The following is a 25784-nucleotide window of genomic DNA, read 5'->3' as shown; positions in this document are numbered from 1 at the left end:
TTATTCTACCGCGATATTCCCGATAGCGGCGCCGATCTTCGCGGCAATGTGCGTCAATAGCGGCACGACGAAGCCTGGCTCATGCATGACGTCGAACGAAATATCGAGGTATCCGATAATTCGGTTCGTATTGCCCGCGCGAACCGGGCAGCATACGCAGTTCCAGAGAGAGAACAAATTAATCGTGTGTTCTTCCCCCCGTACGACGACCGTCCGTCCCGTCGATTCTGCGAGCGATACCGCATTCAGTCCAAGCACCTTCTTCTCCATCAGCAATCCGGGTACAATGCCCGACCGCTGCGTAATCTCTACCATTGAAGGCGGACAAGCGGTAGCAAGCAGCATGCCCTTCACATCCGTCCAAATAAACAGATAGGGATGCGAGAACGAGCTTTCCAGCGATTCGGTCTCATTGCGGAATGCGCCAAGGAACGGAATATTGTCGACAAGAGCTTTCTCGAACCGGCTCTTATCCGCATAGGCGCCGGAATGGTTGCCGATGCCGGTCGGGTCCGGGACGAAGTCACCGTCAATCGCAGAGCTGTGAAAATGTAAAATATCTAACGGCTCCAAATCGGAAACTTCCATCCAACTACGGTTTAATCGTATACCGCGAAACAATTGATTTACCCCTCATCTCTGCGTCAAAGCCGACGCGTGCCTTCCATCTATGAGAGATTTTATCATATTCATCACAAAAGAACAGTAGTCTCTCTTCTGAAAATTAGCTGAGAGAAGCCATGGCCATAATACCTAGCCTCGCCATACGTAAGTCCCAACGGCGTGAGCCGGAAGAACCGCGCTGAATTGCCGGCCCTCGCACAGAATGCGGAATGGCTGCTCCGCTTCCGTCTGATTGATGATAACCGCTACAAGGCTGCCGTCCGGGTTGCGGAATGCGACGTTCGTCACCGTATCCGCCGAACCGTACGTGCTCTCGATTCGGAAAGCGCCGGCTTGAACGAATTTCGCGTATTGCCCGAGCAGGTAATACTCCGGCAACGTCCAGTACTGGTTCGGCTCCGCCGCATCCTGTACGAACATCGTCGGTCCCGGCGTGCCGACCCATTGATGCGTGCCGATCCGGCTGTCCAGCATCGTCACCCAAGCGTTATAGCTGCTGGCATAGTTGCGGAAATATTGAGCCATCCGGTCGGCTCCCGCCGTCCCCCATACTGCCCGCTCGGTCAAATAGATCGGTTTATCCGGATACGCCGCAGCCAGCTCGCTCATAATGGACGGCGGTCCCTCATAATCGTGCAGCGCCAGCCCGTCTACGACGGAGCGGCCTTCCGCATCTTTCATGATCGGCGAAATATACGACCAGGCATCGCTGAAATTATGATCGAAGATCCACAGCTTCGTCTTCAGCCCATGCGCCTCGAATTCCCGTTTAAGCGCAGCCGCAAGCTCCTTCTGCCTTGCCGGAGACATGTAGCAGCTCGGATAATCGATCTCGAGCAGCGGCTCGTTCTGCAGCGTCATTGCGTAGACCGGAATGCCATGCTGCTCATACGCTTGAATGGCCAGACGGTAATACTTTGCCAGCGCCTCGGTGTATTCGGCCCCTTCCTTCAAGCTTCCGCGCTTCAAGCTGCCGCTTGTCTTCATCCAAGCGGGCGGACTCCACGGCGAAGCGAAGAACACCGTATCCGGCGCCGCATGAATAAGCTCGCGAACCGTCGAGATGATGTTCAGATCGATATCTTTCTGAATCGAGAACCGCTTCATGTCGAAGTCGGTCTCGCCTTCCTCCAGATCGTTGTACGTATAGAACGGCTGCGCCGTGAAATCCGACGTTCCGATCGTGAGGCGGAACAAGTTGAAGCCGATCCCGCTCTCGCGGTCGGTAAGCTGGCGAATAATAGCTGCACGCTGCTCCGCGTCCATCTTCGACAGATTATAGATCGTCGTCTCTTCGAGCGATGTTCCGATACCGAGCATTTGCTGATACGTGTGGCCCGGCTTCACGATAATCGTCGTCGCCTCCGAAGGCTCAGGAGCCGCCAGCGCCAGATTCGGCTGCTGAGTCAGCGCATATTCGAGCGCATGCGGTCCTTCAAACCAGCTGCTTCCGCCAGGGGTAAGCTCAGAGCTTACCCATGCCTGAACTTCCTGCTGTTGCTGCAGCTGCGGTAATGAAGCAGATTTCGTCGTCGCCATTTGTTACCCTCCCAATCGATTCTAACCGGTTATTCGCCTGCATGGGCAGACAGGACGAACGTCGCTGCCGCTCCTGCGGGCAGCTTATAGGAGAACGACTTCTCTCCTAACGAGGCGCGAAGCTCCCGTTCTTCTGCTGCGCTGTTCATCGCGACCAACACAATCGAGCCGTCCGGGTTCTGGAACGCGACCTGCTCGATGCCTTCGCTGTCCGACGGGCCGGATTCAATCCGGTAGGCGCCGGAGCGAACGAACTTGCTTGCATGGCCGAACGAGTAATACTCCGTGTTATACGTCACATCGCCCGTCTGCTGATTGATCGTCACGACGCCGGTGCAATCCTGGCAGCCGCCGATCGTCGGGCCGTAGTTCTCGTCGAGCGCCATGTTCCACTTCAGAACGACCTTCGCCCAGTTGCGCGTCGCTCCGATGATCAAGTTATGCATATCCCACTTCAGATTGCCGCCGAACTCGGTGGCCCAGGCGCCGCCGGTGCTTTCGGTGAAATACAAGTTCTTGTCGGGATGCAGGTCGTGAACTTGGGACTGGCTGCCCACTTCGCCGGCATAGCCGTGGAACGCCGTTCCATCGATATACTTTCTCGCATCAAGATCGTTGAGCACAGTGATCGGATAATAAGGCTCATCCCAGTTATGGTCCCAGATGACGATCTTCGTCTTGATGCCGTTCTTCTCGAAGGCCGGTCCGAGATTGTTCTTAATAAATTCCGCTTGCTCGTAAGGCTCCATCCGCATGCCCGGGTAATTATCCGGCACGTAATGCGGTTCATTCTGCGGCGTAATGGCATCGAATGGAACGCCCTCCGCTTCGAACGCCTGAATCGTTTTCGTAAAGTAATCCGCATAAGGCCCGTATGCTTCTTGCTTCAAGCTGCCGCCGATCATCGAATCGCTCGTCTTCATCCATCCCGGCGCGCTCCAAGGACTGCCCATCAGCTTCAGGTCCGGATTAACTGCAAGCGCTTGTTTCAGCGTCGGGATAAGAAACTCCTTGTCGTGGTCGATTGAGAATTTCCCCAGCGATTCGTCGGTCTCGCCCGCCGGCATCTCATCATACGAGTACTGCGTCCGGGCAAAATCCGACGCACCGAGCGGAATGCGCATATAGCTGATGCCGATTCCCTGCTCGTGGTCGAACAGCTTGTTCATGAGCGTCATCCGCTGCTCCTCGCTAAGCTTGCTGCCGATCAGATAAGCCGACGAATCGGTCATCGAGGCGCCGAAGCCGTCCATCTGCTGATATTGCGTATTCGCGTCGAGGACGATATCTTCTTCGCCGCTCCCTTTGCTTGCCGTAAGCTTCACGTTCTCTTCCTGCGACAGCAGCTTGCTCTTATCCGCCGTCGTCAGCCACACCTGTACTTGATCTGCGCCCGACTTCGCCGAATCGCCTGCGTTCCCGCCGCTGCACGCCGCCGTCAATACCAGCAGCGCGCCAGCCAGCAGTCCGCTAACGGCTCTCTTCATAAAGCCCTCCTTGCCGCAGCTTGATGACGCCGCCATTCGCTCCCGTGATCGAGCCATAGTCAGAACGGATCTGCGCCGCGACCTGCTTCTCCGTCGCCCGGTCCATCTGGACGATGCCGAACGTATCGATCCAATTGTTGTGATTCACGTACCAATCATACATAATCCAAAAATCGATGCCCGCAACATAGCCTTCCGGTCTCCATGCGCCTGATTCCGTCACCGTCGCTTGCTCCATCAACGCCCGCATGGTGTCCTTGTATGTCTCCTCCTGCTTCTCTTCCTCCGAGTTCGCCCCAGCCGTCCAATGGCCGAACTCCGTATTCAGGACCGGTTTATCCGGATATATCCGGTGAGCTTCCTCCAGAAAATCACGCGTTCCTTCATAATAAGTACCGCCGTGAAAAATGCCGAAGTACATCGTCCATGCCGCCACGTCAAGCGGCGCCATCGACGGGTCGTGCGGCCCCGGTTGGTCTGCAGCCGAGCTTTGCGTAAGCAGACGCCCATCGTCATAGCTGCCGCGAAGGTCGGCAACCAGCCGCTCGTTATAGGCGAGGCGTTGCCAGACGTCCTTCGATTCATTCTGCGTGCTCCACATGATGACCGACGGCCGGTTGTATTGAGAGAACACCATTTCGCGCCACATTTGATCCGCCAGCCGCTTCTCGTTCTGTGCCTCATAATGTTCCGTCTCGAATTGCCACAGCGGGATCTCGCTCATCGCGAGCATTCCAAGCCGGTCGAGCAGCACATACGTATGAAGATGGTTCGGGTAATGGCCCGTTCTCACCATGTTGGCATTGAGCGCCTTGATCTGCTCCAGATCGGCGCGAATCCGGTCCCACGATGCCGTACGTCCGGTCTCCGGCCATTCCTCGTGACGGGCGATGCCAGCCAGGAAGACGGGAGACTCGTTCAGCATGATTTGCGTCCCTAGCGTCCGTATCGTCCGGATGCCGAACTGCGTGCATAACGTATCCTTCGTTGCTGCCGCGATTCTGCCCGTTGAAGCAATCAACTCGAACGACGCGACATACAGGTTCGGCTGCCACGCAGACCACAGCTTCGGATGGAGCACCGTAACCTCGAAGCGAACTACCCTTACTTGGCCCGGCTGCAGTGTAAGCGCGCTGCTTATGCCCCCCGTCGTTGCCGCTGGGATATCCGCTATTGTCGAGGCGATTGGCGACATGAGAAAATAGTCCGATTGCGAATCTGCTTCGAAGAAGCTGCCGTCCAGACGCACTTCCGCCGCCTCTTGGCCCCGGTTGTGAAGGACAACCGTCACCTGGAGCTTGCCGCTGGTATCAAGCGGCACGATGTCCGCCCGTATGATCGACGCCTTCGGCGCCGCCTCGATCCATAGATCTTGAATGATGCCCGTATAATTGAAGAAGTCCGTGCCGGCAACAGCCGGAATCGTATCCGCTCGGCTGCCCCATGGCGGATTATCCACTCGAATGCGAATGTCGTTCTCGCCTTCCCTCAACCATTCGGTCACCTCGAAGGCAAACGGCGTAAAGCCGCCTTCGTGATAGCCGATCCAGTGGCTGTTCACCCAAACGTCCGCAATGTAGCTGATCCCTAGCGCCTTGAACGTATACGCCAGAGTTCCGTCCAACCGGTCCAATTCGAATGTTCTTCGGTACCAGACCCCGTCCTCATACGTCTCGGCCGCCTTCGCAAGCGCGAGACCGCTAAGCTTGTTCTCCGGCAGCGGTACAGAGTGCGTCAACCATTGGTCAGCTCCGTCTCCCGATACATACTCTCCTTCCCGCTCGCTCAGCTCGCGCAGCCATTGTTCGCCGCGCGGGGCGAGCGAGAATGCGTGATCCATTGCTAGACGCTTCTTCTTCCATTCTCCATTCAATCGGATGACCGCCCGTTCCTGATCCTCGAATGACGGCACCGGCCCTCCATTCTGGAAGGGAATGCTCACGCCGTCTATCGTATTCAGACTCAATGTCGTTTTCAGCATGATTGCTCCCCTTTCGATTGAAAACAAACAGGAGGATGAGGACGCGCGCGCTGGCCCCTAATCGAGCAGCCGGCGCGCAAGTCTCTGAACATCCCCCTGGAGTTAGCAGCTTATCGCTTATTGAATTCCTTGTTCGTCGAAGCTTTTGTTCGCTTGTTCTTTGATGTAGTCCAATACGTCGTTCACGCCAGCTGATTCAAGCTGCTTGCGGTACGTTGCGATCGCTTTGTCTACGTCTGGAACAAGGCCCATCATGATGGGTTGGCCGTACTGCTGGATGACCGAGTTGACTGCCGCTTGCTGCGACTTCACTGGAGCATAATCCATCAGAACGCCTGCGAAAATGTTCGGTTTGCTTTGCGCTTTGAACTCTGTGAGCAGGCTGTCGAACTCCGGCCAGCCAGATGCTTGCTTCACGCGCTCCATCGACTCGACGCGGTAGCCCCAGCTTGCGATGCCGTAAGACGTATGAACTTTATCGTCTTTCGGCGTGCCTGCCGGCGGTTGAACGATATACTTGCTGTCCGCAGTGTCAACGGAGTAGTTCGTGCCTTCCAGACCATAGCTCATCAGGTCGTAGTACTTCGGATCGTTGCGCAGTTTGTCCAGAACCATCAGGGAACGCTCTGGATTCGGTGCGCTCTTCGGAATTGCCATAGCGTTGTTGACCGACAGCGTCGGCATCGTCAGGTTGTGGAAACGGCTGTACGGGAAGTAACCCATCTTGATGTCCGGATTCGTCGTTTTCAGACCCATGATGTAACCGCCTGCTCCTGGAGCGTTACGCCAGTACACGGCACCTTGGCCCGTCTTGATCGCGTCGCCAGCTTCTTTCTGGTTAGACAGCGTATCGGAATTCCAGAAGCCTTTGTCTTTCCATTCTTTCATTTTATGAGCCCATTGCTCGAACTCCGGCGTGAACGGATATGCGACAATATCGCGCGGCGTGTCGTACGATTTCGATACAACGACACCGCTGTCGCCGCCGATTTGTTGGAAGTTGTTAAACGCTTTGAACATCGTGAAAATTTCGTTGTACGCTTTACCGTTGATCGGCGTAATTTTCTTTCCGTTCTTGACGCCTTCGAGGTATGCTTCGATCGAATCGATGTCTGTGATTTGCGGCAGACCGAGCTCTTCTCTCCAGTCTTCGCGGTACACGATACCGTCCGGCGTATATTCCGGATACGTAGCCGGTACAGCATAGATGTTGCCTTTTACAGTCGCTTCTTTCCAATCTTGCTCCGGAACGCTCTTCCACGTTTCTGGCGCGTACGTCGGCAGCAAGTCGTTAAGCGGCAGGAATGCGCCTTGGTTCGCGAATTTGAAGTAATCCGCCCATGAGGAGGCGAAGATCATATCGATTTTCTCGCCGGAAGCGAGCAGCAGGTTGTACTTCGTCGTCCAGTCCGTCCACGTCGTGAAGTTCAGCTTCACCGTAACGTTGAGGTCCTTCTCCAGCATTTTGTTCCACTCTTCGACGACTTTAGGTGTGTCTTTATGCGCATCGCCGAGCAAATACCAGTTCAGTTGCACTTTCTTCGACGTGTCCGGCTTGCCGGCATCGGCCGTTTGCTCTTCGCCGCCCGTCTCCGTCTTCGTTTCCGTACCCGTATCGGACGACGTCTCTTTCTTGTCTGAACCGCCGCCTCCGCAAGCTGCAAGAATCGTAACCATCATCATGATTGCGACAAGCAGCGTGCTGAACGATCTTATCTGTCTCTTCATGCCCTTGACTCCTCCTTATAATAAGAAAGCATCTATGTTAGCCGGCTATGCCGGTTCTAACCTTTGACTGCGCCAATCGTAAGACCTTTAACGAAGAACCGTTGGACGAACGGATACAAGAAGATGATTGGGCCCGTTGCGATAACGGCAGCAGCCATTTTAAGCGTTTCGGCTGGTGCCTGGAAGTCCGGAGACAGGTTCCCGGCCACGCTCGTCTTAAGGACGGCTGCGCTGGCCAATATTTTATAGAGCAGGAACTGGAGCGGATATTTGTCTCCCGATGTGATGAACAGATTCGCAAGGAACCATTCGTTCCAGTAGCCCAGCGCCATGAACAAGCCGATTGTGGCCAGACCCGGCGTCGAGAGAGGAAGAATCAGCTTCAAGTAGATGGTGAACTCGCCTGCTCCATCGATCTTCGCCGATTCGGTGATCGACTCTGGAATCGATTTCATGAAGTTCTTCATAAGGATGATGTTCCAAGCGCTGAGAAGCCCAGGTAACAGCAGCGCAAGGTACGAGTCTTTCATGTCCAAATATTTGACCATCATGATATACCAAGGAATCAGGCCGCCGCTGAACAGAGTCGTGAAGTAGATGAAGAACGACAGCTTATCCCGATATTTAAAATCTTTGCGCGACAGGACGAAGCCTGCCATCGAAGTAAGGAATAAACCAAACAGCGTACCGATTAACGTGACGAGAACCGTCACCTTGTAGCCGTCCAAGATTTGCTTCGGATTGCTGAACGCCGCTTCATAGGCATCCAACGAGAACTTCTTCGGTATTAGCTTGAACCCTTCCGCGATAATCTCCATCTCTGACGTGAACGAGCCGGATACGATCAACAGGAAAGGCAGCAAGCACAGCAAGGCAAGGATCGTAATGATGATATAGCCGATCGCGTTAAAGACGACTGTCGATTTCTCCATTCTGATTTTCATGCCGATTCCCCCTAAGATTTTGCGGCAGCCGCACACACAGACTTACGGTGTGATGTGCAACACAAGCCGCATCGAAAGCATACGCTTAGAACAGCGCGTAATCACTGCGCACCTTCCGAATGATGTAGTTGACCGTAATGATAAGCACGAAGCCGAAGAACGATTGATAGAGACCGGCTGCCGTACCCATGCCGATATCGAAGTTAACAGCGAGCGAGCGGTATACGTACGTATCGATAATGTCCGTCGAGTTGTATAGAAGGCCGTTGTTGCCGATGACTTGGTAGAACAGGTCGAACTGGCCTTTCAGAATGCCGCCGAGGCTGAGCAGAATGAGCAGGATGAACGTCGGTACAAGCATTGGCATAATGATATGTCTGACGCGTTGGAAGATGTTCGCTCCGTCGATCTTCGCTGCCTCATGGTACTCGTCGCTAATGCTCATGATAGCCGCCAAGTAAATGACCGTACCGTATCCGAGACCTTTCCAGACGTGGAAGAAGACGATGATGTATTTCCATGGCGCCGTATGCACGTAGAAGTCATAAGTCGGCAAGCCCAGTTGAGACAGCATCGTGTTGACGACCCCGTTGTCGGAGTTGAACAAGTTGAACACGAAAGCGCCTACAAGGACGAACGAGACGAAGAACGGCAGGAACATGATCGACTGCGTCGTCTTCCTGAACAGCTTGCCCGGCAGCTCGCTTAAGAAAATCGCGCAAAGCAGCTGCAGGATGTTGCTGATGAGAATGAAGGCGATGTTGTAGAGCACCGTATTTTTGGTCAAGTTCCAGAGCACGCCTGAGTTGAACAGAAACTCAAAGTTTTTCATGCCGATGAATTCGCTGCCGAACAATCCCCCGTCAAAGCTGAACCGGGTAAAGGCGTAGTAGACGCCCACCATCGGAATGTATGAGAACACGATAAAGAATAATAAGGTTGGCGCAATCATGAGGAATAGAACTTTGTTCCGATTCATTTCCTGCAAGAAGCTTTTCATACCCGCACACCTCCGTAACGTCTCGTTAGAAATGTAATCGATTACTTTTTGCTTTCAAAAAAAAGGTTTACCCTGGTTCTGCACGTTCTTGCGTTTGACGCTCCCGCAAATGCGAGGATGATTCCCGGATAAGCAGCTTGGATTCGACTTTGAAATACCGTTTGTCCCCGAATTCGTTGTTGTTCATCTGGTCGATCAGCTTCTCTGTCAATAATGCACCCATCGTATACTTCGGCTGCTCTACCGTACTAAGACTCGGCGTTATGAATCTTGTGATCCGGATGTTGTCGACGCCGACGACTGCTATGTGGTCCGGCACTTGGATCGCCAATTCCTTGCAAGCCTTGTATACGCCAAGCGCCATCTCGTCGTTCGCAGCGAACACCGCTGTCAGATCGGCGTTGCGCCCGTGCAGCCTCAGAAACCCCCGGTAACCGCCCGACTCATTGAAGTCGCCGTTATCGATCAATTCAGGAATAAAAGGCATCCCTGCATCTCTAAGTGCTTTCATGTACCCTTCTAGCCGTTCATAGCTGTCGGTCGCATCCGCATAGCCGCTTAGAAACGCGATCTTCTCATGCCCTTGCTCGATCAAATGACTCACGACATCTTTGCCGATCTTCACGTTGTCGGTGAATGCGCACGGGATCTGCTCATGCTCGATGAACCGTCCGATGACCGCAACGCTGTAACCGTCTTCAACAAGCGCGATAATCTCTTTGTTCGTCATGACCGGCGTGACGAATATCATGCCGTCTACCGTCCGGTTCTGCAGCAGCGACACGTATTCAAGCTCTTTCGCCTTCTGGTTCTGCGCATCGCAGATGATGATGTTGTAATCCAGCGAATTGGCCATGTTCTCGATGCCTTTGACGATCTCCGCATAGTAGGATACTTCGATGTCTGCGACCACGACGCCAATCTTCATCGTTCTCTTGGACCGCAAGTTCTTCGCCATCGCGTTCGGCGTATAATTCATTTCCTCAATCGCTTGCTGGACCCGCTTCTTCGTCTTCTCTCGGACGAGGCCGCTCTGGTTCAGCACTCTGGACACCGTCGCAACGGAGACGCCTGCCCTCTTCGCTACGTCGATAATCTTACTGTCGCTCATCGCATCACTTTCTTTAGCCCGAATTTATACTCTGATATTAGCAACAACTGAAATCGATTTCAATAGCCAATTTCAAAAAATCTTCTTAGCGTTGTAGAAAACCTCTTTATTCAGTGCAAATAAAGCGGTTACACCAGGTATTCGACACAAGTTTAGGTTTTGCATTTATGAAATCGATACCATTTATAGTCGGATAAGGCGGATATCACACAACTCCTGTCGAGTGATTCGTACCGCGTCAAACGGCAGCCCCACGAGCCACTCTACCGCTATTACATCCCCCCGTCTCACACAGTTGCTTCGTCGCAGACACTAGGCGGCCGCTCTAACGAATCGTTGAAGCTCTATTTGGCTCAAAATCGGCATTTTCCAGCGCTAACGAATCCTATAAGCGCTATCTGACCGTAAATGGTGTGTCCTCACTCCGAATCGCCCAAATAAGGCTCGTGGAGTTCGTTAGCCGCAAATACAGGTTATTTTAGCTCAAATAACGCTTCTCAGGTTCTTTAGCGCTTCGAGCCGATACGGATGTTTGTTAGCGCGTCGTGCGAATTGATGCTGCTAAAGATCGGCAGCCGTACGTCCCACGATAGAGTAACTAACAGACCTCGTTCCACCAGTCCTCCGGAATGGCAGCAGCCGCATAACAAGAACTGCCGCCCCAGCCGGGACGGCAGTTTCCTCTTAACTATGTACGTTTGCGAGAATAGTTGGATGAGTCACGAATGATAAGTCTCGCATCGATTACGTATTTCGTCTGCCCGCTCTCCGACTGATCATTCAACTGATCGATCAGTTTCTCCGCGAGACACACTCCCATCTCGTACTTCGGCTGCTCTACTGTGCTAAGCGGGGGCAGCAAATATTGCGTAATCCGGTTATTGTCGACGCCGACTACAGACAGCTCCTCTGGAATGCGGATTCCCCGCTCCCGGCACGCCCGATAGACGCCCAGCGCCATCTCATCATTGGCCGAATAGACAGCCGTGAATGGCTCCTGGCGATCGAACAGCCGAATTGCCGCCGCATAGCCGCCGGCTTCCTCGAAATAACCGGAATCGATCAAGCCCGGCTTGAACGGAATCCGATTATCCTTCAGCGCCTTCAAATACCCTTCCATCCGCTCATAGTTCTCCATCGAATCGGAATAGCCGCCGATATAAGCAATCTGCTTGTGCCCTTGCTCGATCAGATGGCGAACGGCCATCTCCGAGAACTCCACGTTGTTCGTCTTGCAGCTAAGAATAGACTCGTTCTCGACTGCCCTGCCGATGACGCCGAGCGCGTACCCTTTCTGCGCATACTCCTCGATCACGTCGTCGCTGACGAGCGGTGTAACGAGAATCATGCCGTCGACCGTCCGGTTCGACAGCAGTCCGAGATACTCCATTTCCTTCTCCATCTCGTTGTCCGAGTCGCAGATGATGACTTTATACTTGCGCGCATACGCCGCATTCTCGACCCCTTTAATGATCTCCGAGAAGTACGAGACGATAATATCGGGCACGATAATGCCGATCGTCATTGTCCGTTGGGAACGCAAGTGCTTGGCCGCCGCGTTCGGATGATAGTCCATCTCTTCGATTGTTTTGAGCACCTTTTGTTTCGTTTTCTCCGACACAAGGCTGCTGTCGTTCAACACACGCGATACGGTAGCAGCCGAAACACCGGCCTTCTTGGCGACATCTACGATTTTATTGTCCACGATATGATCAACCTTGTCGTTTTTTCTAAATTATAGGCCTAAAATCTAGTGATATCAACATAGAGTCCCCAGACGGCCTGCTATTCACCCCCGGTACAACAAACGAGGGATTGCCACTTACGATTGACTCTTGCAGTGTATGGCGACCCATGATACACTGTTTCCATGATTTAGTGTATGGTCCGTAACCATACACACCAGACATTGTAGGACGAGGTGATTCGATGCCCCCCGACATCATATGGAACTTACAAGACTTTCAGATCGATCCCTCCCGTCCTCTGTATGAGCAATTCGTCGAGCAGATTAGAGCCATGATTGCCAAGGGACAGCTCGCTCCCGGCACTCGGCTGCCTTCGGTCAGAGAAACGGCCGCTTCCCTCCGGGTCAACCCGACGACGGTCATGAAAGCCTACCAGGAGCTGGAACGGCTGCGGCTCACCATTACGCACCGCGGCCAAGGCACTTTCGTCACCGACGAGGCGGACGCGATCCGGCAGTCGCGCCGGGAGCTGGCAAGAGGGGCAGTACGAAGAATGGAAGAGCTCGCCTCATCCATCGGCTTAACGCTTGAGGAATTGATCGCATTGGCGAATGAGGAGGAATGACCCATGAAGCAAATGCTTAATAGCTATGCCGACGCCGCGCATACACTGTCCGCCGACTCGGCACAACTGGCCGTCCGCTGCCGCGAGGTCAGCATGTCATTCAAGAAGAAGAACGTGCTGCACGGCGTCTCGTTCGAGATCAAGAGAGGTTCAATCGTTGGATTGCTCGGCCCGAACGGTGCCGGCAAGTCGACCTTAATGCGCATTCTGACCGGGTTGATGGAGCCGAGTGCAGGATCTGTCGAAGTGCTCGGCAGTAAGCCCTCGGTCGATACGCTCCGCGATCTTTCTTTTCTGCCGGACCGAGGACAGCTGCCGAACTGGCTGACCGCCGAGCAATGGCTCGGCTACGCGTCAGGCATTTACCCCGATTGGGACCGCTCGTTAGAAAATCAGTGGGTGCGCAAGTTGGAAGTCGATGTTTCACTGCGCATCGCCACACTCTCGCGGGGCCAAGAGGCTAGACTGCAGCTTCTCACCTGCCTGTCCCGGCGCGCGCCGCTCGTCATTCTTGACGAGCCTTTCACCGGTGTCGATCTGTTGTCCCGCGAGAACATTTCCTCTGCCATCGCCGACGAAGCTGCGGCCGGCGACCGGACGTTCTTGATCGCGACGCACGATATTCGGGAGATGGAATCGCTGTTCGACCGGATCCTGCTAATCGGCGACGGAACGATCAAGGGTGTCTATGATACAGAAGCTTTAAGGGCGCAAGGCCAATCCGTCGAATCCTGCTACAGGGAAGTGTTCGCATGAACCAGTACGAACGAAGCCGGCCTGGTCATTCCTTCGACGATCCATTGCTGAAGATGGAGATGCGGGCCTTCACCTCTTATATGCCGACATCGAAAAATTCGGCGGGCATCTGGGCCATTGGCACGCTTCTTGCCATTATCGTCTGCCGCCTTGCGTTTGCCGACCGGTATACGCCGGAGCAAATCTACCTTCTTGGCGCCGTATTGTTATGGATCGCCGCTTTTACGATTACCTTTACGCGCATCCTGATGCTGCCGCAAAATGCATTTCGTGAGTGGTGGCTGACGCTTCCGGTTCCGCGCGAGACGCTTGTTCATGCACGAATGCTGGGATCGCTGCCATTGACTGGCTGCTTCGCGGCCGCATTATGGCTGGTCGCGACCGTTCATAGCGTCCTCACGTCCGCTATCACCGATTCTCCGTTATATGCGGACGGCGACCGGATCATCGGGGCAGCGTTGGCCTATGCGGCGCTGTACGCCGCAATTACGATCTTGATTACGTTTATCGCGATGCTCGTCATGATCGCCATGCAAGGCTGGCGCCAATGGCTTTTGCCATTATTTTTCTCGATATGGTGCATCCCTACAGTCGGACTCGGTGTCCTATATATTACGCATCCGGATAGCCCTTGGCTTGCTGCCGGACGCGTATGGCTCTATTCGGCAGGTGCCTTCCTGCTTATCCCGCTCGTCCGCCGGCTATGTCTGAATCTGATTCCGAAATACGGGTTCGACTGGATTATCGCCAAGCGGTCGCTGCTGGGAGGACACGCCCTTCGAGCATCGTTCTTGTCATCCCGTACGAAAGCGCAGCGCCCGAATGCCCGCGGCTTCAAGAGTCTGTACGCGCTCGAGCGGTCCGTATTCCGCAACATCTCGGCCATTCGCTGGGTACGTATGGTATACGGCATCTTAGTGCTCGGCACGACGGCAGGCGGATTCATCACGCTGGAGGACGACAATTGGGTCCAACTGATCCGGGCACTCATCGTTATCCCAGGCATCTTCACAGTGACGATGCTCACCCTTCGCTTCAATCTTGATATTAACAAACGAAGGCTGGAGTGGGTGCTCACTTTCCCTTACAGCCGGCTCACCGTCATGCTGTCCCGGTTGCTGGCAGCTTGGGCAACGTCCGGCATCTGGCTCGGCGGCCTGGCCGGAGGGATGGCACTCGGTGCGGCAGCGCGCTACTTGTTCGTCCGCCCTGAGCATTTTGGCTCGCATACAGCCGTTCTATGCGGTGTGTATATGATCGCGATGTACTTCGTATACATCATCTCCAGCAGCCTTGCCAGCACGTTGACCTACGGATACGGAAACCGGCAATGGCTTGCATACGTCTCCATCCCGATCCTAATGTTGGCTTATATGGGTCCGATGCTTTTCAACCAATTCATCATGCCCGAATCGCTCATTCAGAGCGGCATTTCCGAGTCCAGATGGGTCGGATTGGCCCTATATGCCGTTATTGGCCTGCCTTTATCATGGGGAGCGTTCGTTCTCGGATCAAAAGGAATTGCCACTACCTTGTACATGATACAAGCGAGACAACGCAAACAAGGCATCAAAACGTTCGAATAACGGTACAGCAAGCTTGCGGGTTCAGCATGAGGACCGCAGGCTTGCCGGTTTCGAGCGGGACAGAGTTTTCGGACTTGACATCAGACTGCCGCCGCATGTATAACTTAAATATTCCGAAATTTCGATCAAATTCTATGACGGGAACAAGCTGCCCGCCCGCGCATTCCACAGAGAGTCGGCATACCGCTGCAAGCCGATGTGTGCGCCCGGAGATTAAGCATCCTCCCTGAGAAGACGCGCTGAGCCGCCGAATGGCGAGAACGGTAAGCGCGGACGGCTGTCCACCGTTACATGGAACGCGTATGAACACGTACGCGATAGAGCGCCGTCCCGGTCGGCGCGCAGTCCGCTTATGACGTCGAGCAGGCTGCGCAGGCAGATGATGCGGGCGGAATAAGGGTGGTAACGCGAGTACAAATCTCGTCCCTGTGAGGGACGGGATTTTTTTGTGTACAATGAAACTAGGAGTGCCTAGGAAAGAAAGGATGACTGCACATGACAATAGTTAATGGCTACGAGTCGCGACGCATCACACTCGAAGAAATCATGCAAGCCCACCTCCATCTGAAGGAGGTTGTCAACCGCACTCCGCTGCAGCACAGCCGTGTTTTATCCGAGAGATACGAATGCGAAGTGTACTTGAAACGAGAAGATCTCCAGATCGTCCGTTCGTTCAAAATACGCGGCGCCTACCATATGATCCGGTCGTTATCGCCTGAGCAGGTCGCGCAAGGCGTCATCTGCGCCAGCGCCGGCAACCACGCGCAAGGCGTTGCCTATTCGTGCCAGACGCTCGGCATTCCGGGCAAAATCTACATGCCGAGCACAACGCCTCGCCAGAAGGTCAAGCAAGTGAATTTCTTCGGCGGCGATCAAGTAGAGGTCGTCCTCGTCGGCGATACGTTCGACGACGCTTATGCTCAAGCGATCGCAGAGAGCAAGCGGACCGGCATGACATTCATTCATCCGTTCGACGATCCGAAGATCGTCGCCGGCAATGGCACGATCGGCCAAGAAATTATGGCAGCGGCAGAGAGCTCGCCGGACTATATTTTCCTCACGGTCGGCGGCGGCGGACTGGCTGCTGGTGTCGCCTCTTACGTGAAGGCAGTATCGCCAAACACGCGCATCATCGGCATTGAGCCGAAGGGCGCCCCTTCCCTTCGCCGGTCGCTCGACGAAGGCAAAGTGGTGGCGCTGGACGAAATCGACAAGTTCGTCGACGGCGCAGCGGTGAAACGGATCGGCGACCTGACCTTCGAGATATGCCGCGAGCTATTGGATGACGTGCTGCTTGTTCCGGAAGGCAAAGTATGCACGACGCTGCTTGATTTGTATAATGAGAATGCGATCGTAGCGGAGCCGGCAGGCGCGCTGCCGATTGCCGCACTCGACCTGTACCGGGACCAGATCAAAGGCAAGAGCGTCGTATGCATCGTCAGCGGCGGCAATAACGACGTCGACCGGATGCAGGAAATTAAAGAACGTTCGCTCATCTACGAAGGGCTTAAACACTATTTCATGGTTAATTTCCCACAGCGCGCCGGCGCTCTGCGCGAGTTTCTCGACGACGTGCTCGGCCCGAACGACGATATAACAAGATTCGAATATACGAAGCAGCACAACAAGGATAACGGGCCTGCGCTCGTCGGCATCGAGCTGAAGCAACGGGCCGACTACGCCCCGCTGATGGAGCGGATGTATGCCAAAGGACTGACGTTCTATGAACTGAACAAGGACCCGCTGCTGTTCAATCTGTTGATTTAATACGCAAGGAGGCGATGGCATGGCCTTAGACGATAACGGGCAGCACCGGGAGCAGCAGCCGTGCGAAGAACATGAGCGGCGGCAAAAGGCTGCTGGCTTCAGTGCGGCGGGCAATGTAACTAGCAGCGATTCAGCTAGCAATGCGGCGGACAGCGACAGGCTTGGGCAAGCTGCAGCGTACGCTGAGACCGCAGAGGACGCTGGCGTCTGCTGCGCGGCGGACTCCGCATGCATTGCCCTCGCGCCAGATGCTGATATCGACTGCTCGGCAGAAGCAGCTTCAAATGAAGCGAGCGCGCAGGACGCCTCAGGCGGCGGACTCGCGAATGCTTGCGCAGGCGGCGATACCGTCATCGCTCATCCCATTGGCGATGCGCACGGCCATCAGGAGTGTGAGGCCGCGCTTAAGGAAGGTGCGCTATCGAACTCCTCCGTCTCCGCTGCATTAATGGTGCCGAAGCATCGCGTTCAGGAGATGATTCTGCTCAAAATCATTGCTGAGACGCTGAATCAATCGAATGAGCTCTCCACTATGCTCCAGTCGGTGCTGGAGAAGCTAATGGAGCTTAGCGGACTGACGACCGGATGGATCTTCTTGTCGGAAAGCTATATGGACTTCTGCTCTGTCGCCGAGCAGAACCTCCCTCCCGCCTTGACCGGCAACGGCGGCAAACGAATGAACCACGGCTCCTGTTGGTGCCTGGACCGGTTCTGGGACGGACGGCTCGTCAATGCCATCAATATTTTGAATTGCAAACGGCTGGAAGATGCCGCAACTTTCCGCTGGGGCGATACTTACGGCATTACGCATCACGCCACCGTGCCGCTGCGAACGGGCAAGAAGCTCGTCGGTATTTTGAACGTCGCGGCGCCGGGCAAGACGCATTTTACGGACGATGAGCTGGCGCTTCTCCAATCGGTCGCCTTCCAGATCGGCGGCGCGATCGAGCGGATCCGGCTGTATGCGGCTGAGCAGCGTCGGGCCGAGCTGTTCGCGCGATTGGACGAATTCAGCCGGGCGCTCGGTTCACACAACGACGATTCCAGTGCCGAGCCGCTAATCGACTACGCGCTGCGGCTGATCAGCACGCTGTTCGCTTGGCCGGCTGCAGCGCTTTACGACGTGTCGGGCAATGAGCTTGCGCTGCGGGCCGTCTACTATAGCGATGAAGCTTGCACGATTCAGCAGCGTATTTCGTTAAAGCATGCAAGATGGTTAAGAGAAACCGCCCTGCGCCGGCAAGTGTCCGCCGCGACGCCCGAAGAGGCCGGCTGCCTGGCATTCAGCGACCGTACGCGCGGCAGTTCCAAAGCCCCTTATAAGCTGAGGACCGCTGCTGCCGTTCCGCTGCCGTTCGGCCGAACCGGCCTTGTGCTTGTCGTGGCCAGCGGCAAGCGCGATGCGATTACGCAAGCGGATTGGCCCGTGCTAGAAGCGATGGCCGAACATATCGCCGGAGCTCTCGACAGCGCGCTGCTGGCCGAACACCGCAGAGAGCTTGCCCGGATCGAGGAGCGCAACCGGCTGGCCCGCGATCTGCACGATTCCGTCAGCCAGTTGCTGTTCTCGCTGTCCATGACATCGCGGGGCGTCGAAGGCCTGCTGAGCGGCCCTTCGCCCGACACCGATGCGGCGCTCGCTGCCGTACGCGATATGCAGAGCCTGTCGCAGAGCGCGCTGAAAGAAATGCGGTCTCTCATTTTGCAGCTCCGCCCTTCCGATCTGCAGGCTGGTCTCGTGACCGCGCTGCGCGAGTATGGCGAGAAGCTTGGCCTTCGCGTTCTGACGAGTGTCGAAGGTGTCCGCGAGCTTCCCCGCGCGGCCGAGGATGCGCTGTGGCGCATCGGACAAGAGGCGCTTAACAATGTCAGCAAGCATTCCGGCATGAACTCGGCGGACATCTCGCTGACGTTATCGGACGGCGAAGCGGTGCTGCGCGTCAGCGACAACGGCAAAGGAATGCCGTCCGGCGCCTCGAAGAACCGGACTTCGGCTCCTCCGTCTTTCGGATTGTCCACGATGCGCGAGCGCGCGGAAGCGCTGGGCGGCACATTTTCGGCAACGGGCAGAAGAGCGGGCGGTACGCTCATCGAAGTGGTGATCCCGCTCCCTTCCGCTGCTATACGAACTGAGGTGAATTTGGAACGATGACGATCCGATTGCTGCTTGCCGATGATCACGCGATGGTGCGCAAAGGGCTGCAAATGTTTCTATCCATGCAAGCCGACCTTCAGGTAATCGGCGAAGCCTCGAACGGACAAGAGGCAATCGAGCGCACCGCAGAATTGTCGCCGGATATGATTTTGATGGATCTGCATATGCCTGTACTCGATGGCATTGAGGTAACGAGACGGCTGAAGCAGTCTCACCCTGACGTCAAGGTCATCGTGCTCACCTCGTTCTCGGACGAGGATCATGTCCTGCCTGCGATTCGGGCCGGAGCCAAAGGCTACCTGCTCAAAGATATCGAGCCCGACGAGCTCGTCCGCGCCATCAAGCGCGTGTGGCAAGGACAGGTCGAGCTCCATCCCGACGCCGCCGGCCGGTTGATGAGCCTGCTCGCCGCGCCGGAAGCAGCCGCTAAGCCTGACGCTCAGGACCCGGCCTCCCGGCTGTCCGATCTGACTAGGCGCGAGCTCGAGGTGCTGCGGCTCATTGCGTCTGGCATGAGCAACAAAGAAATCGGCGATTCGCTGACCATTACGGAGAAAACGGTCAAAACCCATGTCAGCCATGTGCTCGACAAGCTCGGATTCGCCGACCGGACGCAAGCGGCTATATTCGCAGTCAAGCACGGATTGGATCAGGCGACGTAATAGCTGGTGTATACAGAGCTGTTGGCTGCTCCTCGAACCTTAGGGTTGGGGAGCAGCCTTTTTTGTGCCCGCAAGCGTCCCCCGCTACAACTACAACCAAAGTCGTAGACCATCTGCAACCGAAGTCGAACATTCCAATTTTGTAAAATCCTCCTTATTCCCGACGAATTTCCTCTGTGATTTCGTTACGATTAAATCAACAAATTCAACTACACCCGCAACGAACAACAAACACCATTCAGCTATGACCCGCAAAAGCAAACGAATGCCATCCCTGGCAGTGCCCATATGAAGAAGGAGGCGTTTTATGATGAAAATTACAATTATCGCAGGCAGCAACCGGAAAGATGCTACGAGCACCCGCGCCGCGGAGTACGCAGCAGGCAGATTGACGCGGCAAGGCCATACCGTTCAATTGTTCGATCTCTACAAACAGCCGCTGCCAATGTACTCGCCGGACGCCGGGGCGGATGATTCTGCAGTGAAGCTGCAGCGCGCTATGCAAGAAGCGGATGCCGTTATTTTAACGACTCCCGAGTATCATGGCAGCATCTCCGGCGCTTTGAAAAATGCGCTCGACTACCTCGGCCAGTCTCATTTCAGCGGCAAAGCAGTGTTGTCCATCAGCTCGGCAGGCGGTCCGATTGGCGTCAGCTCGCTCCAGCAGTTGCAGGCGATTGTTCGCAACTTGCACGGGATCAATAGTCCGGAATGGATATCGATCGGCGGTGCTCAGCGCAGCCTATTCGAACAAAAGCCCGCCGATTATGAGCACAACAGCGGCATAACGGACCGCATTCACCGTGCTCTGGACGTATTCAGCGAGCTGGCCTCGCGTTTAACGGTTCCGCACCCGGCGCGCACGTCATAAATAGGTGCTTTCCGGCACCTATTCGGCTGCTTTCGCTCGCTTCAGGATTAAATAGGTGCTTTTTGGCACCTATTCGGCCGCTTTCGCTCGCTTCAGGCTTAAATAGGTGCTTTTCGGCACCTATTCGGCTACTTCTGCTCGCTTCAGGCTTAAATAGGTGCTTTCCGGCACCTATTGGGCTGTTCTTGCCCGCTCCCCTGCATCACAAAAAGCGCCCCATTTGCTGTATCAACAGCAAATGGGGCGCTTCATTACATCAAACGACCTTACCAAGCGTACGCTTTCGGTGCGGAGCCGCCCGGGCCCGGGAAAATTTCGTCGAGACGCTTCAGAGCCGCCTCGTCGAGCTTCACTTCTACCGCGCGCAGCGAGCGCTCGAACTGTTCAAGCGTCCGCACGCCGATGATCGGCGCGGTAACCGCCGGCTGCGCGAGCAGCCACGCGAGCGCCACGATATCTTCGCGCTCGCCGAGCTCGTCGCACAAGCCGCCGAACGCTTCAAGCTGAGCGGCGTGTTGCTCGAGCCGCTTCGCATCGCCGCTGCGCTTGCCGCCGCCTCCGCGGCGGGCGTTGCCGGCGAGCAGACCGCCGTCAAGAGGGCTCCATGGAATGATGCCGAGGCCGAGCGATTGTGCTGCCGGCAGCACTTCAAGCTCAGGCAGACGGCACAGCAAGTTATATTTGTGCTGCTCGCAGACGAGGCCGATGTTGCCGCGGGCTTTCGCCTCGCCTTGCGCAACGGCAATATCCCAGCCTGCGAAGTTGCTGGAGCCGACGTAGCCGATTTTGCCTTGCGCCGCTGCGATTTCGAATGCGCCCCACAGCTCGACCCAGCCTACGCTGCGGTCGATATGGTGCATTTGGTAAAGCTCGATATGATCCGTCTGCAGCCTTCTGAGCGAACCCTCGAGATGGCGGCGGATTTTATAAGCGGACAAGCCCGCTTCGCCGTTCGGACCGTCGAGCGGATCGCTCATGTCGCCATACATTTTGGTAGCAAGCACCGTGCGTTCGCGGCGGCCGCCGCCTTGCGCGAACCAGCGGCCGATAATTTCTTCGGTCCGCCCCGCATTTTCGCCCCAACCGTAAATATTAGCCGTGTCGAAGAAGTTGATGCCCGCATCAAGCGCAGCATCCATAATACGAAATGATTCCTGTTCATCCGTATCAACGCCAAAATTCATCGTGCCAAGGCACAAACGGCTGACACGCAGTCCGGACTTGCCAAGCTTGGTATATTCCATCGTCATTTCCTTCTCCCTTCAATCTACAAGACTATGATAGCTTGTACCGCCCTCTTACTTTATCACAGCAACGATACAAATCCATTACATCCTTGCATTCATGAAGTAATCATGAAGAGCATCTTGGATGCTCCAATGGCCCTTGTTCCTTAATGCTCCGATGACAAATGCACGCTATACTTCCGGGCAGGAGGTGTGTCGCATGCATTCCCCACAAATTCGGAAGCCTGGTCTAATCCGTGCCGCAGCGTCAGAGACATCCGTCCGGCGGGACCCGAAGCTGCTCATTATTTATGCATCTTACGGCGACGGGCATCTGCAAGCGGCGCGGGCAATCCGCGAAGCGCTGGAGCTGCAAGGGGTTCCAAGCCATTGCGTGAAACTCATCGACATTATGGCGAAGGCCAGTCCTCTTCTCAATGAGGTAACGAGACGCTTTTACACGCGCAGCTATTCGATGATGCCTTCTCTATACGGATGGGTGTACGACCGCACCCGGCCGATGAAGCATGACTCGCTGTTCGGCGGATGGCTTCATTCATTCGGCAAGGATACGATGCGGCGCTTGCTGCTCGCAGAGCAGCCGGATGCCGTCATTTATACGTTCCCGGCCTTCGCCGCTCCTTCCAATAGACGGCGCAGCCGGCTGCCCCGCGTTCCGGCAATGGCTGTCGTGACCGACTTCGATCTCCACTGCCGCTGGGTTCACCCGCATGTCGACCGCTACTATGTCGCGACGAACGACCTGAAGGCTGAACTCGTCAAGCTAGGCGTTGCCAGCCGTCGCATCATTGTGAGCGGTATTCCGGTCAAACGCGGCTTTACCCATTTTGCTGCCGATCATGCCTTGCTGCCAAGCCGCGACTTGAGCCTTCCTCCTAAGCCAATAACCGATCTTTACCGCCAATACAACATTCCCGAAGACCGTCCTCTCGTGCTCATCATGGCCGGAGCCCAGGGCGTCATGCCTGATGTTTCCGCCATTTGCAGCGCATTGCTTCGCCATCCCGATCTATCCATCGCATTAGTATGCGGCCGCAATACAGCTCTAGCAGATATGATGAGGGAGCGCTTCCTCTCCTCCCCGTCTGCGGAGAACGGCTTCGACCGTCTGCACATCTTCGGCTTTGTCGAGCCGATTCACGAACTGATGGCGCTGGCCGACTGCCTCATAACCAAGCCCGGTGGCATTACATTGTCAGAAGGGCTGGCAGCCGGACTTCCATTATTCATATATCGTCCAGTTCCCGGCCAAGAACGAAATAACGCGTTATACTTGCAGTCTCAAAGCGCTGCCTTCATTACCCATCATCCCGAAGAACTGAGCAACGCCGTCCAATCGCTGTTGTCCAACCCCGAACGCCTTCAATTCACTCAGGCTGCTTCAGCCGCGTTAGGACGGTCCGGCGCTGCCGATTCGATCGCTTTGGATATTTTGAGCCAATGCCCTATAATGGAACTGGAAGAGACATCCTCCACATCGCACATCGAAGGAGCTAACTGCCGTGACCGATAAAATCTTCCGGTGGTTCGAAGCGGAGACCGTTCTGTTCTCCGTCATTCTGTTTCTGGTTGAGTTCATTAGGGGCGCAGGCGTCATCAGTTTCATGCCCGTTTACGGCGAGAAATCGCTCGGCTTATCGCTGGACGTCATCGGCATTGCCGTCACCGCCCACTATTTAACGGATACCGCGCTCAAAATGATTATCGGCTACTTGCTCGACCGCATGTCTGCCCGTATCGTCGTGCAAGCCGGCTTGTTCCTGACGACAGCCGGAATCGCGATTCTGCCCTATGGGCAAAGCCCATGGCTGTTCATTACCGCTTCTGCCTTGTTCGGCATCGGCATCTCGCCGATCTGGATCGTCTGTCTGACCCGGGTGTCGAACGAACGGCGCGCGACGCAGATGGGATACTTGTATACGATATGGTTCGTCGGGCTTGGCGCCGGGCCGATCGCCGCGAACATTGTGCTCGATTACAGCATGTCGTGGACTTTTCTGCTGCTGCTGGTCATGTCTCTTGTTGCGTTCGCGCTATCGCTTTTTATGAAGCGCGGACGCGCGACAGGCGTTGCGACCATCCCCATCCAGCAGCAGTTGATCATTCTCCGGGAGAAGCTGCGCCAAATGCGGCTTCTCCTGCCCGGCATGATTCTGCAGACGACAGGTGCCAGCATGTTGGTGCCCGTGCTGCCCAGCTTCGCTTCCGATTCGCTCGGACTGACGGGAGCGCAGTATTCGCTGCTGCTCCTCGTAGGCGGAGGTTTCACCGTAGCCGCTCTCATGCCGCTCGGCCGGCTGTCTGACAAGCTCGGCGGCAAGAAATGGTTTCTCGTCTTCGGCTTCGCCGTCTTCGCGGTCACGCTGTACTCGCTAGCACTCGCGCCTCCCTTCGGCAGCTGTCTGCTGCTGGCAGCCGCGCTTGGCTTGTCGTACGCAGCCGTACTGCCAGCTTGGAACGCCCTGCTCGCGTCGTATGTACCGCCGAAGCAGCAAGGTCTTGGCTGGGGAATATTCTCCACTGTCGAAGGCATAGGCGTCATGATCGGCCCTGTCGTCGGAGGCATTATCGCCTCTAGGCTCGGACAGCCCTCCGTCGTCTGGTACAGCGCTGCGCTGTTCGGATTGATCGGATTGTTTTATCTATGGTTTCCGTTCCATAGTTTTACCGAGCATCGACCCCAATCCCGCCAGAAAGGCTAAGGTGAGCTTGCACGGATGAATGAATGGCAAGACTGGATACAGCAGCTCAAGTCGCTCGATCTGGACCATATCGAACGCACTTTGCGCAGTTACAAACAATTTGGCCCGCTTCCCGGGCTGCTCATGCCGATTGCGGAGGCGCTTATTCCAGCGCTTCCGCTTATCGTCATTGTCGCCGCCAACGCGAACATTTACGGCCTCTGGTACGGCTTCCTGCTGTCTTGGCTCGGCGCGACGATCGGCGCATCGATCGTATTCTGGATTGCCCGCAAACTTGGCGGAAGGCTCGGCCAATGGTTCCGGAAGCGTATTCCGCAGGCGCAAAAATTTTTCGACTGGATCGAAAACAAAGGCTTTACGCCTTTGTTTCTGCTCGCCTGCTTTCCATTCACCCCATCGGCACTCATCAACGTTGTCGCAGGATTGAGCTCGCTACGGTTCCGAACCTTTCTTATTGCAACGCTGCTCGGCAAATCCGTCATGATATTCAGCATCTCGATCGTCAGTGCGGACATTTCGAATCTCGCTCAGCAGCCTTGGCGCATTCTCGTGCTTGTGACCGTTCTAGCTGTTATGTGGCTCGGCGGCAAGCAGTTAGAGAACCGTTACCAACTTAAATAACTGGAGGCGCATCCTTTCATGGCGATGAGCATCAACTGGTATTCGACAGGAGCAACCGTCTTCGTCCTGCTCCTTGCATTCGCGCTGGTGGGAGCCATGTTCTTATTCGTCAAGCTGACGACCGACGATTCCGACCGGTTCAAGGAGCTGAAGGAAATGGTGGAGACCATCTTCGGCACGCCGGCGCATCTTCGCTCAAGCCCCCCTCCCGACAAATCAGCAGACGGCCTTAAAGAAACCGCTGCTCAATCGGCAGCAGCTCTCGAGGCTTTTGCAGAGCCTTGTCCGGCTTGCAGCGAAACGGTCACCGAGCAGCACCAGAATTGTCCTTCCTGCGGCCTTCGGCTCTTATAATTCAACCGCTCATAACATGACGCATTTCGTGGCAAACTGTTGAGGCAGCTTTGCGCATAGCCGGAACGACCGGCAGTGCCATCATGGAAGGAGATCATTGCGACATGGCCGAGAAAAATCCATCCAACAAACAAATCACAGCGAGCAAGCAGCAATCGCTCGCAGACCGTGGCCGCGCAAGCAAATCGGCAGCGAGCGAGCTTCAATCCGATGCCGACCGCGCGGCCGTGCCGAAGCACGGGCTGTGAATTACGCCCTGCGTATACTCGCCAAGCTGGTCGCGAGACTCTATGTGAGCGAGTAGCCGCATAACCGCGGCCCGCTAACCGGCTTTCA

The 25784-nt window shown here is 55.5% G+C and carries 23 protein-coding genes; 12 read left to right on the top strand and 11 right to left on the bottom strand.

Annotation, left to right across the window (positions count from 1 at the left end; genetic code table 11):
- The 9 genes from PKO01S_RS08585 to PKO01S_RS08545 form a co-directional block, all read right to left on the bottom strand.
- Nucleotides 1-573: a hypothetical protein gene (locus tag PKO01S_RS08585; protein WP_127530915.1), complete on the bottom strand. Its 573-nt coding sequence runs from the start codon at nucleotides 571-573 to the stop codon at nucleotides 1-3.
- 180 nt (nucleotides 574-753) lie between these two features.
- The gene (locus tag PKO01S_RS08580) at nucleotides 754-2163 is read right to left on the bottom strand and encodes a glycoside hydrolase family 30 protein (RefSeq protein ID WP_127530914.1); all 1410 of its coding nucleotides are present in this window, start codon (nucleotides 2161-2163) and stop codon (nucleotides 754-756) included.
- A gap of 29 nt (nucleotides 2164-2192) precedes the next feature.
- Entirely contained in the window at nucleotides 2193-3650 is a 1458-nt protein-coding gene (locus tag PKO01S_RS08575) for a glycoside hydrolase family 30 protein (RefSeq protein ID WP_127530913.1), read from the bottom strand.
- Nucleotides 3634-5631: a glycoside hydrolase family 2 protein gene (locus PKO01S_RS08570; RefSeq protein WP_127530912.1), complete on the bottom strand. Its 1998-nt coding sequence runs from the start codon at nucleotides 5629-5631 to the stop codon at nucleotides 3634-3636. The genes PKO01S_RS08575 and PKO01S_RS08570 overlap by 17 nt, the downstream gene beginning before the upstream one ends.
- Nucleotides 5632-5748: 117 nt before the next feature.
- Nucleotides 5749-7359: an extracellular solute-binding protein gene (locus tag PKO01S_RS08565; RefSeq protein ID WP_127530911.1), complete on the bottom strand. Its 1611-nt coding sequence runs from the start codon at nucleotides 7357-7359 to the stop codon at nucleotides 5749-5751.
- A gap of 56 nt (nucleotides 7360-7415) precedes the next feature.
- A complete protein-coding gene (locus tag PKO01S_RS08560) occupies nucleotides 7416-8303 on the bottom strand; it encodes a carbohydrate ABC transporter permease (RefSeq protein WP_127530910.1) in 888 nt (295 codons plus the stop codon).
- Nucleotides 8304-8388: 85 nt separating this feature from the next.
- Nucleotides 8389-9303 (bottom strand): ABC transporter permease, encoded by a 915-nt coding sequence (locus PKO01S_RS08555; RefSeq protein ID WP_127530909.1) that lies wholly within the window; start codon nucleotides 9301-9303, stop codon nucleotides 8389-8391.
- 67 nt (nucleotides 9304-9370) lie between these two features.
- Nucleotides 9371-10414, bottom strand: coding sequence for a LacI family DNA-binding transcriptional regulator (locus PKO01S_RS08550; protein ID WP_127530908.1), 1044 nt, complete (start codon nucleotides 10412-10414; stop codon nucleotides 9371-9373).
- A gap of 688 nt (nucleotides 10415-11102) precedes the next feature.
- Entirely contained in the window at nucleotides 11103-12119 is a 1017-nt protein-coding gene (locus tag PKO01S_RS08545) for a LacI family DNA-binding transcriptional regulator (protein ID WP_127530907.1), read from the bottom strand.
- A gap of 224 nt (nucleotides 12120-12343) precedes the next feature.
- Here PKO01S_RS08545 and PKO01S_RS08540 point away from each other — a divergent pair, with 224 nt between their 5' ends.
- The 3 genes from PKO01S_RS08540 to PKO01S_RS08530 are packed head-to-tail and all read left to right on the top strand — an operon-like array spanning nucleotide 12344 to nucleotide 15069.
- Complete coding sequence (locus PKO01S_RS08540) at nucleotides 12344-12727, top strand: GntR family transcriptional regulator (RefSeq protein ID WP_127530906.1); 384 nt, start codon at nucleotides 12344-12346, stop codon at nucleotides 12725-12727.
- Between the two features lie 3 nt (nucleotides 12728-12730).
- Nucleotides 12731-13483, top strand: coding sequence for an ABC transporter ATP-binding protein (locus PKO01S_RS08535; RefSeq protein WP_127530905.1), 753 nt, complete (start codon nucleotides 12731-12733; stop codon nucleotides 13481-13483).
- On the top strand, nucleotides 13480-15069 hold the full coding sequence (locus PKO01S_RS08530; RefSeq protein ID WP_127530904.1) for a hypothetical protein: 1590 nt from the start codon (nucleotides 13480-13482) through the stop codon (nucleotides 15067-15069). Before PKO01S_RS08535 ends, PKO01S_RS08530 begins: the two co-directional genes overlap by 4 nt.
- Nucleotides 15070-15282: 213 nt before the next feature.
- Here PKO01S_RS08530 and PKO01S_RS08525 read toward each other — a convergent pair whose 3' ends face one another.
- A complete protein-coding gene (locus PKO01S_RS08525) occupies nucleotides 15283-15486 on the bottom strand; it encodes a hypothetical protein (protein ID WP_127530903.1) in 204 nt (67 codons plus the stop codon).
- Between the two features lie 78 nt (nucleotides 15487-15564).
- On the opposite strand from PKO01S_RS08525, the gene ilvA reads away from it, so the two are divergent.
- The 4 genes from ilvA to PKO01S_RS08505 all read left to right on the top strand — a co-directional run bounded on the left by ilvA (nucleotide 15565) and on the right by PKO01S_RS08505 (nucleotide 20524).
- Nucleotides 15565-16836, top strand: a complete 1272-nt coding sequence (gene ilvA / locus PKO01S_RS08520) for a threonine ammonia-lyase IlvA (RefSeq protein ID WP_127530902.1) — start codon at nucleotides 15565-15567, stop codon at nucleotides 16834-16836.
- A 19-nt stretch (nucleotides 16837-16855) separates the two neighbouring features.
- Nucleotides 16856-18988: a GAF domain-containing sensor histidine kinase gene (locus PKO01S_RS08515; protein WP_246070493.1), complete on the top strand. Its 2133-nt coding sequence runs from the start codon at nucleotides 16856-16858 to the stop codon at nucleotides 18986-18988.
- Complete coding sequence (locus tag PKO01S_RS08510) at nucleotides 18985-19653, top strand: response regulator (protein ID WP_127530901.1); 669 nt, start codon at nucleotides 18985-18987, stop codon at nucleotides 19651-19653. The genes PKO01S_RS08515 and PKO01S_RS08510 overlap by 4 nt, the downstream gene beginning before the upstream one ends.
- Before the next feature lie 310 nt (nucleotides 19654-19963).
- Complete coding sequence (locus PKO01S_RS08505) at nucleotides 19964-20524, top strand: NADPH-dependent FMN reductase (RefSeq protein ID WP_127530939.1); 561 nt, start codon at nucleotides 19964-19966, stop codon at nucleotides 20522-20524.
- A 266-nt stretch (nucleotides 20525-20790) separates the two neighbouring features.
- Here PKO01S_RS08505 and PKO01S_RS08500 read toward each other — a convergent pair whose 3' ends face one another.
- Nucleotides 20791-21768: an aldo/keto reductase gene (locus PKO01S_RS08500; RefSeq protein ID WP_127530900.1), complete on the bottom strand. Its 978-nt coding sequence runs from the start codon at nucleotides 21766-21768 to the stop codon at nucleotides 20791-20793.
- A 202-nt stretch (nucleotides 21769-21970) separates the two neighbouring features.
- Here PKO01S_RS08500 and PKO01S_RS08495 point away from each other — a divergent pair, with 202 nt between their 5' ends.
- The 5 genes from PKO01S_RS08495 (at nucleotide 21971) to PKO01S_RS28730 (ending at nucleotide 25696) form a co-directional block, all read left to right on the top strand.
- On the top strand, nucleotides 21971-23284 hold the full coding sequence (locus PKO01S_RS08495; protein ID WP_164779536.1) for an MGDG synthase family glycosyltransferase: 1314 nt from the start codon (nucleotides 21971-21973) through the stop codon (nucleotides 23282-23284).
- Nucleotides 23274-24473, top strand: coding sequence for an MFS transporter (locus PKO01S_RS08490; RefSeq protein WP_246070492.1), 1200 nt, complete (start codon nucleotides 23274-23276; stop codon nucleotides 24471-24473). The genes PKO01S_RS08495 and PKO01S_RS08490 overlap by 11 nt, the downstream gene beginning before the upstream one ends.
- Before the next feature lie 15 nt (nucleotides 24474-24488).
- Nucleotides 24489-25094 (top strand): TVP38/TMEM64 family protein, encoded by a 606-nt coding sequence (locus PKO01S_RS08485; protein ID WP_127530898.1) that lies wholly within the window; start codon nucleotides 24489-24491, stop codon nucleotides 25092-25094.
- Between the two features lie 18 nt (nucleotides 25095-25112).
- On the top strand, nucleotides 25113-25448 hold the full coding sequence (locus PKO01S_RS08480) for a hypothetical protein (RefSeq protein ID WP_127530897.1): 336 nt from the start codon (nucleotides 25113-25115) through the stop codon (nucleotides 25446-25448).
- A gap of 104 nt (nucleotides 25449-25552) precedes the next feature.
- Complete coding sequence (locus tag PKO01S_RS28730) at nucleotides 25553-25696, top strand: hypothetical protein (RefSeq protein ID WP_164779535.1); 144 nt, start codon at nucleotides 25553-25555, stop codon at nucleotides 25694-25696.
- Nucleotides 25697-25784: the final 88 nt, after the last annotated feature.

The organism is Paenibacillus kobensis NBRC 15729 (assembly GCF_004000825.1).
Classification (GTDB): domain Bacteria; phylum Bacillota; class Bacilli; order Paenibacillales; family Paenibacillaceae; genus Paenibacillus_T; species Paenibacillus_T kobensis.
Note: the sequence above shows the minus strand (reverse complement) of the source record. Positions and strands in the feature narration are given on the sequence as shown.